Origin of the sequence: Winslowiella toletana (assembly GCF_032164335.1) — a bacterium.
GTDB lineage: Bacteria > Pseudomonadota > Gammaproteobacteria > Enterobacterales > Enterobacteriaceae > Erwinia > Erwinia toletana_A.
The window spans coordinates 1630940-1644439 of record NZ_CP134152.1 but is presented as its reverse complement, the minus strand read 5'-3'; the positions used below and the strand labels follow the sequence as shown (position 1 = coordinate 1644439).

Genomic DNA, 13500 nt, shown 5'->3' with positions numbered 1-13500 from the left:
CGGAAAAGCAGCGCTCGCCCGGCTCAGGTTGCGAAATGGACTTACAGCAGATTCTTCTGTTTGAGATAGTCCGCTGCGACAGTTTTTGCATCCTGCCCTTCAACGGCAATCTTCGCGTTCAACTGTTGCAACGTTTTTTCATCCAGTGAAGCAAACACCGGCTGTAACCATGTGCCGATATCCGGATACTGTTTCAATACCGCATCGCGGATCACCGGCGCTGGCGCATAGATTGGCTGTACGCCTTTCGGATCGCTCAAGGTTTGCAAGGCCAGTGCAGCCACCGGGCCGTCGGTGCCATACGCCATGGCGGCATTGACGCCGGACGTTTGCTGCGCCGCGGCTTTAATCGTTACCGCCGTATCGCCACCGGCCAGCGACAACAGCTGGTCCTGCTTCAGCTGGAAACCATAGGCTTTCTGGAACGCCGGCAGCGCATCCGCCCGTTCAATAAACTCTGCCGACGCCGCCAGCTTGAACTCACCCCCCTGTTTCAGATAGCGGCTGAGATCCTCCAGCGAATTCAGCTTATTCTTCTGCGCCATGTCGCTGCGCACTGCAATTGTCCAGGTATTGTTCGCCGGTGCCGGTGTTAACCACGTCAGCTGATTTTTTTGCTGGTCGAGTTTCTTGACCTTTTCATAACCCGCTGCGGCATTTTTCCACGCCGCATCCTGCTCATCGTTAAAGAAGAACGCGCCATTGCCGGTATATTCCGGATAGATATCCAGTTCACCAGCGATAATCGCCCCGCGCACCACCTGCGTATTGCCGAGCTGAACTTTATTGACGGTTTTTACCCCATGTTTATCCAGCACCTGCAAAATGATATTTCCCAGCAGTGAACCTTCGGTGTCAATTTTCGAGCCGACACGCACCGCATCGGCAGCGGACGCGCTGGCCACCAGCGTCATCAGTGCGGTAAATCCCAACAGGCCGCTACGCAATATATTGAAAGCCATCTTTATTTATCCTTTTTTCCATGAGACAGACGGTAGCCGAAGCAGGCTATAAAAGCGTAGCGCAAACTTGTCTCTACGACTTGCAGGAAGGGCTAATTTTACTGACGCGATTACTGCCCCTGGGATAGCAGCAAGACAATTTGCAAGGTTCAATTGGCTATCACATATAACCAGATAGAATTTAATCTGCGCAGATGGCTGGGTATGCTGTTGATTCAATTCTAATAATGTGTTCACAACATCATGTCTGAAATTACATCTTCGGCGCACGTCGCGTCGGTTGGCGAAGTGCCGTCTGGCAAGGCGGAAATAATACGTAGTGCAGCTGACGTCTCGCAGCTGGTCAATAACAGTACTCAGGCGCGCAGCAATGCGCGCATCGTGATAGGAATTGCGCTGGGCGGCGTATTTCTTGATGCCTACGATCTTGGCGCGCTGGCATTTGGTATCAAAGACGTCACCCGCGAATTTAATCTTTCCCCGGCTGGCACCGGCATGGTGGCCTCGGCTATCACCTTTGGTGCCATTGTCGGTGCACTGATTGGCGGTTATCTCACCGACAAAATTGGTCGTTATCGGGTCTTTATGGCCGATATGTTCTTCTTTGTCATCGCGGCTCTGGCTTGCGCCTTTGCACCTAACGAGTACGTACTCGCAGGCGCGCGCTTTGTGATGGGGCTGGGGGTCGGCATCGATCTGCCGGTAGCAATGGCCTTTCTGGCAGAATTTTCCCGTCTGAAAGGGCGCGGTAATAAAGCTGCCAGCATTGCCATGTGGTGCCCGACCTGGTACGCCGCCATCAGTATCTCTTACCTGCTGGTACTGCTGCTGTATGGGATCTTGCCAGAAAGTCATACAGACTGGCTGTGGCGGCTGATTTTAGGTTTTGGTGCCGTTCCGGCACTGATTATTATCGCCATTCGCAGTCGCTATATGAGCGAGTCACCGATTTGGGCAGCGAATCAGGGAAATCTGCAAGGCGCGGCGCAAATACTCCGCAGCTCTTATGGTATCAATGCTGAAGTGGCCAACGATGCCGATCTGACGCCAGCCAAACCGCCACGCCGCGCCAGCTGGCGGAATTATGGCGAATTGCTGAAGGGAATCTATCTCAGGCGCACGATACTGGCGACGGTGATTTCGGTCGCCTCTTCTTTCGCGTATAACGCGGTCGCATTTGGCCTGCCGGTGATTATCTCCAGCTTTTTTGCCCAGTCGATGCTGACCACCATTCTGGTGTCGCTGGTGCTGAACCTGCTGTTTGCCTTTGTTGGCGGCGTGCTGGCGGTGCGGCTGGTTCCGCGCTTTGGCGCGTGGAAAATGACGGTGCTGGGTTACGCTTTCCAGCTGGTCGCACTGATCGGGCTGGCGGTAATTGGCCGACCGGAAGGGGGACAGGAAGCCGCACTGGCGATCGCTATGCTGGCAATTTTCTTGCTCGGTCAGGGCTTTGGCCCCGGTTCGCATACCATGACCTACGCTTCTCTTAGCTATCCGACTTCCCTGCGTGGCGTCGGTGTCGGTTTCAATCAAACGCTGATGCGCGCCAGTTCGACACTGTCGCTGTTTCTGTTTCCGCTGCTGGCGGCAACGCTGGATACCGGCGTGTTCTGGGTGATAGCAGTCGCTCCACTGGCAGGCTTGTTGGCGCTGCTGCTGATTCGCTGGGAACCATCAGGTTACGATGTGGATGCGGAGGATTTTGCTGATTAATCACGTCTGGCCGGGCTTCACCCGGCCATTGCTTGCGAAGCTGACAGCGTCAGGTTTGGCGGGTAAAGCGTTTTAGCTGCTCAGGAATGCGTGCAAAAGTGTGTAGAAACCACGGCGTAAACGCCAGCGGATCGCGCGCGATCTCCTGGCTAACCGCTGCGATATCAGCATAACGCCAGTCATCGGCCTCTTGCGGATTCAGACGTGGCAGATCGTCACTGATAGCAAAATAGACATGGCCGTACTCATGTTCGGTCAGTCCATTACTCATCGGCAGGTTATAGCTCAGCTCAAACATTGGCGTCAACGTCAGGCGCAGCCCCATCTCTTCAAACAGGCGTCGCTCAGCGGCGTGTTGAGTGGATTCCTGCGGATAAGGATGACCACAGCAGGTGTTGCTCCACAGCCCGCCGCAGTGATATTTATCACTGGCGCGCTGCTGCAGTAAAAGCTGATGTTTGGAATTAAACACGTATATCGTCACCGCGCGATGCAGTAAGCCTTTTTCGTGTACTTCCAGCTTTTCCATTCTGCCGGTTGGCCGATCGAGGTGATCGACCAGGATAACTTCAATCGCGGACATGACGACTCCTTAAGACTAATCTCACTATTCTGGCATATCCTTCGCCATATTTTCCGCACAAAATCGTTCAGACTTATGTCAAATAGCATCAATAAATCAAGGCAGGGATTATTCCACCTGAAAAACGCGCAAAGGGTTTGTTACCGGCGCGAAGCGCCGTTAGCTGTCCGTCTCCACCACCTGCTGGCGCGGGCGGAAGATATGGCCGGAACCGTACTGTAACAGACGCGCCACCAGCTGATAACCGCCATTTTCGTCGGCCTGAGCAAACTCGCGCTCGGCAGTGGTCACCGGGCTGGCCCACAGTAGATTAACCTTCTCACCCTCGCGCTTTGGCAGCGGGAATTGCCCCTCATCACGCGCCAGTGCGCCTGACAAAATAAAGCCCTCAAAACCAACCGGTGCCACCGACGATTCCAGCGTATGGCCTTCACCAATCCAACTTAGTCTGGCCCACGGCAGATGGGCGAAACCGGCCAGCGCACTAGCCATCTGCACCGCGTTATCTTCTGTCATCACGTCGGCATCAATCGCCATCGCCAGTTCAGTGCGGCGATACTGCGGCGACAGATCTTCATACAGGAAATCGACCCACGGCATCGGCCTGATGCTCATGCCGAGGGTCAGGAAATACCAGACGCCCTGATGATAGTGCTGAGAAATCGCCATCGGCGGCCAGTTACCCTGGTCGATGGCGTAATATTTCAGTGACTCGCCATACTGCGCGGCATAACACTGCAGCATCTCGTGCTGCATTGGCTCCCACAGATGACCGTCATGCCAGTCGCGCCAGAACAGGCGATGTTGCCCGGCGAGTGCATAATATTGATTGGTGGACGCTGAACCCAGCGGTGCGGTCAGGCGGTTCGGTTTAATACAACCCGCCGAAAAACTGACCTGCCGATCCTGATACAGGCTCCAGCCCGGAATCACCGCCAGCAGCTGTCCCTGATACCACACCGCGGCACCGTCGTCGGTCGGCTCCCAGATAATCTGAATACCGGCAGCATCAAGCGGCGGTTCAGCCTCCAGCGTACGGCAATATTCGGCACTGAGCAGCGGCGCAACGCCCTGCTCCATCGCCTGACGATCCTCCTGCTGAGGTGCCGGTAACAGATTGCGTAACCAGCAGCCGCGCACGGCATACTGTGAGCGAAAAGGCTCAGCAGGCCAGATATAGAAATAGGCAGCACGCTCATCCTGTTCGATGACGGCGGTAAGCGTTTGTTGCTGATTAGCGATCTCAGCAATCAGATGCGACTGTGTCATAAAGCCTCAACGTAGCGTGGAGGAATCCTTTTTCCCCGAGAATAGAGCAGGATCGCCTGCCGCGCCACGTCAGCACAAGGGTAAAACTCTCAAATGATGAAATGCCCAATTAAAAAATTTTGGCAGTGATAAATTTTGCCGCGCGTTTTTCGGTTGCTTTATTATGTGTGATGCTGACTGGGTACTGTTATTTAAAAGATTAACCAGCTGTAGTAAATACAACCCTGTATATTTTAACCACATAGCATAATTATTCTTGAAATAATCATGATATTTCTAACACAGGAGTCATATCTTATTATTGACATTGAATGTCACTCGAGTATACAAATTACCATTCAGCGCTCAAAAATAACAACGTGAATTCGTTGCTTAATAAGTTAATGTAACCAGTATCAGTTATCAATGTATAAACAGTTGGCGATAATCGACCCAGCATAGTCAGTACGGCATTAACCTTAACAGTCGCGGCGGTTCCTGGCCCGGTTAGTATTTCATCCATGAAGTTTATTTAAAAACATCTGCGTATTATGATAAGGAAATCATGAAATCCATATATAATGCATCAAAATTATCGAGAACCATTATATCATTCGTTGTTCTACTACTGACACTCGCTGTTTTTAAAAACTTAAAGCTTATAGAAAACACACTTATTAATATCCCCTGCCAGTACACCCGCATCCTTCTTGTGTTAATTATTCCCTTAGGAATAATTAAGCTTCTTGAGCTATTTTATTTCGTTATTCACTGGTTTATTAAAACATGGAAAGAGAATGGACGCGGCTGAAAAGGCATGGGGGATATCCCCCCATGCCTGCTAATCACTACAGGTAGGTGAATTCCGCCTCTTCGGTATCAGCAGAATCCAGCCCAATCATCACGCTGAATTTACCCGGCTCGGCAACCTGCTGCAGTCGCGCATTCCAGAACTTAAGCGCATCAACGTCAATCGGGAAGGTGACGGTTTGTGACTCGCCAGCTTTCAGCATAATTCGCTTGAAGCCTTTCAGTTCTTTAACCGGACGACTGATGCTGGCAACCTGATCGCGCAGGTACATCTGTACCACCGTTGCGCCATCGCGCTTGCCGGTATTAGTGACGGTAACACTGGCGTTGACCGTGCCATCACGCGGCATCGTGTCAGCAGACAGGGTTACTGGCGATACCTTGAAGCTGGTATAGCTGAGACCATAACCAAACGGGAACAGCGGACCGTTGGCAGCGTCATAATAATGGGAGGTATATTTGTTCGGTTTCTCAAAGTTGTAAGGACGCCCGGTGTTCAGATGATTGTAGTAAATCGGAATCTGACCGACAGAACGCGGGAAGGACATTGGCAATTTACCCGACGGGTTATAATCGCCGAACAACACATCGGCAATCGCATTCCCACCTTCAGTGCCGCTGAACCAGGTTTCCAGTATTGCATCGGCCTGCTGCTGCTCTTTGACCAGCGCCAGTGGGCGACCGTTCATCAGTACGATCACTAACGGCTTGCCGGTCGCTTTCAGCGCGTCCAGCAACTTCACCTGGCTTGGCGGAATCGTGATATCACTGCGGCTGGAGGCTTCATGCGCCATACCACGCGCTTCACCGACCGCGGCAACGACCACATCAGCCTGCTTCGCCGCGGCAACCGCTTCGTCCAGCATCTGTTGTGCGCTGCGTGTATCTTTGTTAACCGCATTTTCATACAGGTTCAGGAAATCCTGAATGCCTTTGTTGTCGGTCACGTTAGCGCCTTTGGCATACAGTATTGTCGCTTTACCGTCAGTGGCATTTTTCATCCCCTGCAACAGCGTCACCGCCTGCCCGGAAACTGCCGCCGCCGACCAGCTGCCAATAATGTCATTCTGGCTGTCAGCCAGCGGCCCGACCAGCGCAATGGTGCCGCTTTTCTTCAGCGGCAGCGTTTCCAGCCGATTTTTCAGCAGCACCATGCTCTTACGTGCCACATCGCGTGCTTCGGCACGATGCAGGCGGCTTTCAGCATTGGTATCCTGTGGGTCACTCTCTTTCGCCCCTAAATGACTGTAGGGATCGTTGAACAGACCCATATCGTATTTCACATTCAGCACGTGGCGCGTGGCGTCGTCAATTTCCTGCTCGCTGACCTCGCCGCGCTTCACCAGCCCCGGTAAATACTTGCTGTAATACTCATCGTTCATGCTCATGTTAACGCCGGATTTCAGCGCCAGCCGCACCGCATCTTCAGGATCGCTGGCCACACCATGTTTGATCAACTCTTTGATCGCCCCGTGGTCGCTGATGGTAATCCCTTTGAATTTCCAGTCATCGCGCAGAATATCTTTTAGCAGCCAGCTGTCGGCAGTGGCCGGCACGCCGTTTAGCGAGTTCAGCGACACCATGACGCCGCCGCTACCGGCATCCAGCGCGGCTTTGTACGGTGGCAAATAGTCCTGCAACAGGCGCTGCGGGCTCATATCCACGGTATTGTAATCGCGCCCCCCTTCCACTGCGCCATAGGCGGCATAGTGTTTCACGCTGGTCATCACCGAGTGACGATCTGCCGCGCTTTTACCCTGCATCGACTCCACCAGCGTGCGGCCCATTTCAGCGGTGAGGTAAGTATCTTCACCAAAACCTTCCGATACCCTGCCCCAACGCGGCTCACGGGTGACATCCACCATCGGTGCCCAGGTCATATTCAGGCCATCGTCAGCGGCTTCATAAGCCGAAATACGTCCGACATCGGCTAACGCATCCAGATCCCAGCTGGCAGCCAGCCCTAACGGGATCGGAAACGCGGTGCGCTGACCGTGAATCACATCATAAGCGAAGAACAGCGGTATTTTCAGACGGCTGAGTTGCATCGCCTGATCCTGCATCGCGCGAATATCCTGACGGGTGACGGTATTAAAAATCGCCCCGACCTGCTGCTGCTGGATCATGTCACGGATCACCTCTTTAGTGTTTTCCGGACCGACGGTGATCAGTCGTAGCTGACCGATTTTCTCGTCGAGCGTCATTTTTTTCAGCAGGTCGCTGACAAAGGCATCACGGGCTTGCGGGGTCAACGGATGTTGCGCCGGTTGAACATCGGCAAAGGCTGGCTGCATCGCCAGCGTGACAGCAAGGCTGACAGAGTAAATCCATTTCATCAGATTGGCATCTCACAAGTAACTGCGCGGTAACGATTTATTGCGTAACTGAGCAACAAGGATGGCAGCAGTTTGCCACAATCTGGCGACTGATACCCGACAACAACTTATCGCAATGATAAAACCAGCAAAAAAATCACGGTTCACTCAATGCTAGCGGCAGAATGTTTTTTTTGCGATAGCTTAACCGCGATTAAACCACAGCGATTTCTTCCTTTACAGGTGAGCTAAGGCCGCTTATAGTCCGGCAAAATTTTCCTGGAGAACCCCATTGGACAGTCAAAGTAGTCGATTAACCTCCACGGCAAAATAACCTATCCCCGATACGTTACTTGCCGTACATCACGGCGGGTAGTGTCATCACTCCAGCGTTATCGCTGATGCATCCCGTTTTTATCCGCATATTTCCGGGCAGGATTTGCCCTGAATAAAGGTGCATTATGCGTTTTATCTTATCGTTGATTAGCTCAGCTCTGAATGTGCCCAGCCATAGCCTGTTTCCTCCGGGGCGTAGCTGCTGAAAACTCGCTGATTATTCAGCTCTTTCAGATGCGTTTTACGCATAACAGTTTCCCCTGCCCGCCGTGATGGCGCGCAAAAAGTGAGTAATTATCATGGCATGGTCCCCATTTATCGTGCATCTGGCGCTGGCAGTTTTGCTCGGCGCAGTGATAGGCGCTGAGCGCCAGTGGCGTCAACGGATGGCAGGCCTGCGCACCAATGCGCTGGTCGCCACCGGGGCGGCAATTTTTATTTTAAGTTCTGCCAGCACTTCACCGGACAGTCCGGGACGAATTGCGGCGCAAGTGGTTTCCGGCATTGGTTTTTTAGGTGCTGGCGTGATTATGCGCCAGGGTTTGAATATCAGCGGCCTGAACACCGCTGCGACTCTGTGGTGTTCTGCGGCAGTGGGCGTGCTCTGCGGCCTGGGTCAATTTGCCAACGCCACCGCCGCCACGCTGGTGTTACTCTGCGCCAATATCCTGCTGCGCGAAGCCGCACAGCGTATTAATCTGCAACCAAAAGCGCCAGAAGTGGATACCGAGCAGTGCTATCGTATCCAGATAACCTGCGGCGCCGAAGATGAAATTCTGGTCCGTACGCTGATTCTGCAGGCGCTGAACGGGGTGGCATTACGTCTGCAATCATTGTGCAGCGCCGATATTGATCGTCCAGGCCAGCTGGAAGTTTGCGCCGATATCTTCGGATTCCCCCATGCACAGCGCGAACTGGAAAATATTGTTTGCCGTATCAGTCTGGAAAAAAGCGTCAGCGCCGTCCACTGGCGTATTGCCGACGCAACGTCCTGATAGCTGAGTATTATCGCGGTGGTGTGAATTTCACCACCGTGATAATGCGGGTTGCGCTACAGTATTGGCGTGACACAAAAAAGGACAATGGATATGCACACCTCAGAAAAATCAGCCAATAAATCTCTGCTCGCCGAATTTGCCCGTATCGTCGGTCATCAGCACCTACTTACCGATCCACGTAAAACCGAACGCTACCGCAAAGGCTTCCGCTCCGGCGAGGGCGATGCGCTGGCGGTTATTTTTCCCGGCAGCCTGTCAGCGTTATGGCAGGTACTGAAAGCCGCCGTTGACGCCGATAAAATTATTCTGATGCAGGCAGCCAACACCGGCCTGACGGAAGGTTCAACGCCGCAGGGCAACGATTATCAGCGTGATATCGTGATTATCAGCACCTTACGCATGGATAAGATCCAGTTAATTGATGGCGGCAAACAGGTACTGGCGTTTCCTGGCAGCACGCTTTATCAGCTGGAAAAAGTGCTGAAACCTTTGGGACGAGAACCCCATTCGGTCATTGGTTCCTCCTGCATCGGCGCGTCGGTTATGGGCGGCATCTGTAATAATTCCGGCGGATCGCTGGTAAAACGCGGTCCGGCCTATACCGAGATGGCGCTGTATGCCCGTATCAACGAAAAAGGTCAGTTACAGCTGGTCAATCATCTGGGGATCAATCTTGGCAGCTCACCGGAGCAGATTCTCGGCAAACTCGATGATGAAAACTGGCGTGCCAGTGATGTGTTAAATGACCATCGCCACGCGTCCGACAGTGATTATGCTGAACGGGTACGTGACGTCGAAGCCGATACCCCTTCCCGTTTTAACGCCGATGAGCGTCGCCTGTTTGAAGCCTCCGGCTGCGCCGGTAAGCTGGCGGTATTTGCCGTGCGGCTTGATACCTTTGCTGCCGAAAGCGCGCAGCAGGTATTTTATATCGGCACTAATCACACTGCGGTACTGGATGATCTGCGTCGTCATATGCTGGCTAACTTCAAAAATCTGCCGGTCGCCGGTGAATATATGCATCGGGATATTTTCGATATCGCCGAAGTGTACGGTAAAGATACCTTTGTGATGATCGATAAGCTCGGCACCGATAAGATGCCGCTGTTTTTCACCCTTAAAGGCCGCGCCGATGCGCTGCTGAATCGCCTGAGCTTCCTCAAGCCAAATGCCAGCGATCGCCTGTTGCAAAAAGTCAGCTCATGGCTGCCTTCCCACCTGCCGAAACGGCTGAAGCAGTATCGTGATCGCTTTGAGCACCATCTGATGCTGAAAATGTCCGGTGAAGGGGTAGCAGAGGCACGTGATTATCTAAAACAGGTTTTCCAGCAGGCTGAAGGCGACTTTTTTGAATGCGATGCGCAGGAAGGGGCGAAGGCCTTTTTACATCGCTTCGCAGCGGCAGGCGCGGCGGTGCGTTATCACGCGGTGCATCATAATGAAGTGGAAGACATTCTGGCGCTGGATATTGCCTTGCGCCGCAACGACCGTGACTGGTTTGAGCAGTTGCCGCCAGAGTTTGATGATGCACTGGTACATCGACTGTATTACGGCCACTTTATGTGCCACGTATTTCATCAGGATTACATCGTCAGGAAAGGCGTTGATGCGCATGCGCTGAAAGAAAAAATGTTGGCGATCCTCGCCGCACGCGGTGCGGAATATCCGGCAGAGCATAACGTCGGTCATCTGTATCAGGCGAAACCACAGCTGAAAGCGTTTTATCAGCAGCTGGATCCTACCAACAGTTTTAATCCCGGGATTGGTAAAACCAGCAAAATAAAACACTGGGGAGCATGCGACTGCGGCAAGGATGTGCAGAAAGATAGCTGAACGCTTTAGTTTGATCATCACCACGGGAGCCGAAAACGGCTCCCTTACAATTGCCTACTCCGCCTCTTTCAGCACCATATTGCCGTTCTTACGTTCAATCACCATGGTTTGTGGCGATGACAGCACCACGCCCTCTTTACGTAAGCGAGTAAGAATATCGAACAGCAAATCACTTTTCGCCCCACTCACCTGACGTGGGCTGGCGACGTTGCCGGTAACGCTCAGTACAATGCCACCTGGCGTTAAGTCTTTAAATGACACCGACGGCTCCGGCGTATCAAGAATACGCTCGTTATCGTTATACACGTCCAACAGCAGCTGACGCACCAGCACCGGATCAATATCCAGCGGGAACGTCAGCGTAATGGTCGCCACCCCTTGCGCGTTGCCCATCGTAGCATTACGCACGTTTTGCGAGATAAACTGTGAGTTAGGCACAATTACCGTCGATTTATCACCGAGCTGAATTTCAGTGGCGCGCACATTAATGCGACGAATATCGCCCTCAATGCCGCTAATGCTGACCAGGTCACCAACTTTAACCGGACGTTCGGTCAACAAAATTAAGCCGGAAATAAAGTTTTTAACGATCTCCTGCAAGCCAAAACCAATACCGACTGATAATGCACTGACTATCCACGCCAGTTTGTTCCACTGCAAACCGATGGTTGAGAGCGTCAGCAAAATAATCAGCACGTAGCCAACATTGCTGAACAGCGTCACCAGCGACACGCGCATGCCGGTGTCCATGGTGGTTTTGGGCAGAAAGTCTTTATCCAGCCAGCGTTTTACCGAACGCAGTACATAAATGCCGACCACCAGGCAGAGAAAAGCATTCACCAGATGCGCGGGCACAATATTCAGCGATTCCAGCCCTTTACCACCCCAGAATTCGATCGCTTTTTGCAGCAACTCAATCGGCGTTGAGGTGCCGAGCGTGCCGTTCAGTATGGCGACGGCGGCAAACAGCACCAGGGCGGTTTTACCGATGGCCGACAGCAGTGCTGCCGCCTGCGACAGATGGCGCTCCTCAATATTCAGCGAGGTCTGCAAGCGTTTACCGGTGGTATTATTGGTCGACAACAGGCTTTCGCAGCTATCCTGAACTAACTGGCTGAGCATCCAGAAAGAGCCCAGCACAATGCCAATCCAGATCAGCTCATAACTGAGAAAGCGGCTCAGGGTGACGTAACCAATCACCAGCGAGGCGAGTATTGCTAACCCGGTCAGAGTAATCGCCAGCTGAATCAGGCCAACCAGTGTGGAACGCACTTCAGGTTGCAGACCTGCATGCAGCATTTTGCGACGCGCCCGGCTGGTGCGGAAACTGATCGATAGTGCCGTTGCGCCGACCAGCAGTGCGGTTAAGCCATTGGCCCAGATCGTGGTACCGATGCTGGTTCCGGCGCTGCTGTTAAATGACTCCACCGTCTGGAAGATAAACACCAGTGAGGCGGTAAGCGGCGGGAAAGGTTTCAGCGCGGTAGCCACCTCATTCGAGATAGCAGGCAGTCGCCATGACGGACGGCGGGTAGAGAGGTATGCCCGCCCCAGGCCGGCAATCAGGCCACAGAACACGCTGAGCTGTACCAGCTTATCCACGAAGTCCTGCACATCCTGGGTAACTTCTGCCCGGCGGGTAAAGGCCTGATCGATAAAGTTAAATGCCAGCAACACCGCCACCAGCGTAGTCAGTGCGGTAGTCGTGGCGAGGAAGCTGCGGCGCAGACGCCCTTCCGGCATTTTATGAATGCTTATCCAGGCAAAAAACTCTTCGCAATAACGTCGCCCCAGCGTCGCTACCAGCAACGCCGCAAGAATCCAGGCGATGGTGCCGAAACGCCACTCGGGTTCCCACGAAAGTGCAGCAGTTGCCGCTAACTCGTCGGCGAAGCTACTGATTTTCTGGCCGTCGGAATTATCCGTACCAAATAACGGCGCCCAAAAACGCGTGCCAAAAATACTGCCGGAATTCAGCGCCAGCTGGGTTTTCATCGCATCACGGCGCAGGCTGATAATTTGCGATGACAGATTCAGCGTGTTGTTTTTAAGCGCTTCAGCCTGCTTGATCTGATCGTCCAGTTTACTTTTCTGGCTCTCCAGCGATTTACGCTGACGCGTCATCTCCGGCGTCTCTTTAACACCGCTCTCTGCCGTCGGAGCCGGGCCAAGCACCGCCAGTTGCGCAACCAGCTGCGCCCGTTGTGGAATCAGTGCCTGAACCAGAGTATCGGCGCTGCTGGAAAGCTCCAGCGCCATATCATTAAGCTGCCCGAGTTTGCCGTCGTTATTATTGTCGCCGGAAACCTGCCCTTTAATTTTATCGAGTATTTTCTGCATTTTCTGCAGTTCAGCCGAGGCATTAACCTTCGGCGCTTCATCGCTATTAGCGACAGGCGGCGAAATAGCATCCGCTGCCATACTTAATGCTGGTGTCAGCGTGATAAACGCCAGTAAACACACACGTATAAAAGTGAACAACGTTGACATAGCGAGAGCGACCCATGCGGTTATCAATGACTGGCGCGGCAGCAGGCCGCAGCACGACAGCAAATTAGTTTATGCTGTTACAACACCCTTAACTATAGGATAAATGGTTAAGTATTAGATAACTTATAGTTAATAAGTAACAGTAATGCGCTGCGCTTGTCTGCTGACAAAAGTGACGATCGGTGCGCAATTAGCGCGTTGAACCGCCCTCC

8 protein-coding genes are annotated in these 13500 nt (G+C 52.9%); 3 read left to right on the top strand and 5 right to left on the bottom strand.

What is annotated here, in order from left to right:
* Positions 1 to 41: 41 nt before the first annotated feature.
* A complete protein-coding gene (gene osmF, locus RIN69_RS07740; RefSeq protein WP_313856616.1) occupies positions 42 to 962 on the bottom strand; it encodes a glycine betaine ABC transporter substrate-binding protein OsmF in 921 nt (306 codons plus the stop codon).
* A gap of 243 nt (positions 963 to 1205) precedes the next feature.
* Between osmF and RIN69_RS07735 the strand changes: the two genes are divergently transcribed.
* On the top strand, positions 1206 to 2675 hold the full coding sequence (locus RIN69_RS07735; RefSeq protein ID WP_313856615.1) for an MFS transporter: 1470 nt from the start codon (positions 1206 to 1208) through the stop codon (positions 2673 to 2675).
* A gap of 49 nt (positions 2676 to 2724) precedes the next feature.
* Here RIN69_RS07735 and idi read toward each other — a convergent pair whose 3' ends face one another.
* From idi to bglX, 3 genes are all read right to left on the bottom strand, one after another.
* Positions 2725 to 3258 (bottom strand): isopentenyl-diphosphate Delta-isomerase, encoded by a 534-nt coding sequence (gene idi / locus RIN69_RS07730; RefSeq protein WP_313856614.1) that lies wholly within the window; start codon positions 3256 to 3258, stop codon positions 2725 to 2727.
* Positions 3259 to 3417: 159 nt separating this feature from the next.
* Entirely contained in the window at positions 3418 to 4527 is a 1110-nt protein-coding gene (locus RIN69_RS07725) for a suppressor of fused domain protein (protein WP_313856613.1), read from the bottom strand.
* A gap of 827 nt (positions 4528 to 5354) precedes the next feature.
* The gene (gene bglX, locus RIN69_RS07720; protein ID WP_313856611.1) at positions 5355 to 7652 is read right to left on the bottom strand and encodes a beta-glucosidase BglX; all 2298 of its coding nucleotides are present in this window, start codon (positions 7650 to 7652) and stop codon (positions 5355 to 5357) included.
* A 614-nt stretch (positions 7653 to 8266) separates the two neighbouring features.
* On the opposite strand from bglX, the gene RIN69_RS07715 reads away from it, so the two are divergent.
* A complete protein-coding gene (locus tag RIN69_RS07715) occupies positions 8267 to 8962 on the top strand; it encodes an MgtC family protein (protein ID WP_313856608.1) in 696 nt (231 codons plus the stop codon).
* Positions 8963 to 9055: 93 nt separating this feature from the next.
* Positions 9056 to 10798 carry a D-lactate dehydrogenase gene (gene dld, locus RIN69_RS07710; RefSeq protein WP_313856606.1) on the top strand — a complete coding sequence of 581 codons (1743 nt, stop codon included), beginning with the start codon at positions 9056 to 9058 and terminating at the stop codon, positions 10796 to 10798.
* 54 nt (positions 10799 to 10852) lie between these two features.
* Here dld and RIN69_RS07705 read toward each other — a convergent pair whose 3' ends face one another.
* Positions 10853 to 13288: a DUF3772 domain-containing protein gene (locus RIN69_RS07705; RefSeq protein ID WP_313856603.1), complete on the bottom strand. Its 2436-nt coding sequence runs from the start codon at positions 13286 to 13288 to the stop codon at positions 10853 to 10855.
* Positions 13289 to 13500 lie beyond the last annotated feature (212 nt).

Excerpts from the sequence above, each read along its gene's own strand:
- osmF (WP_313856616.1), bottom strand. The coding sequence starts at position 962 with ATGGCTTTCAATATATTGCGTAGCGGCCTGTTGGGATTTACCGCACTG.
- RIN69_RS07735 (WP_313856615.1), top strand. The coding sequence starts at position 1,206 with ATGTCTGAAATTACATCTTCGGCGCACGTCGCGTCGGTTGGCGAAGTG.
- idi (WP_313856614.1), bottom strand. The coding sequence starts at position 3,258 with ATGTCCGCGATTGAAGTTATCCTGGTCGATCACCTCGATCGGCCAACC.
- RIN69_RS07725 (WP_313856613.1), bottom strand. The coding sequence starts at position 4,527 with ATGACACAGTCGCATCTGATTGCTGAGATCGCTAATCAGCAACAAACG.
- bglX (WP_313856611.1), bottom strand. The coding sequence starts at position 7,652 with ATGAAATGGATTTACTCTGTCAGCCTTGCTGTCACGCTGGCGATGCAG.
- RIN69_RS07715 (WP_313856608.1), top strand. The coding sequence starts at position 8,267 with ATGGCATGGTCCCCATTTATCGTGCATCTGGCGCTGGCAGTTTTGCTC.
- dld (WP_313856606.1), top strand. The coding sequence starts at position 9,056 with ATGCACACCTCAGAAAAATCAGCCAATAAATCTCTGCTCGCCGAATTT.
- RIN69_RS07705 (WP_313856603.1), bottom strand. The coding sequence starts at position 13,288 with ATGTCAACGTTGTTCACTTTTATACGTGTGTGTTTACTGGCGTTTATC.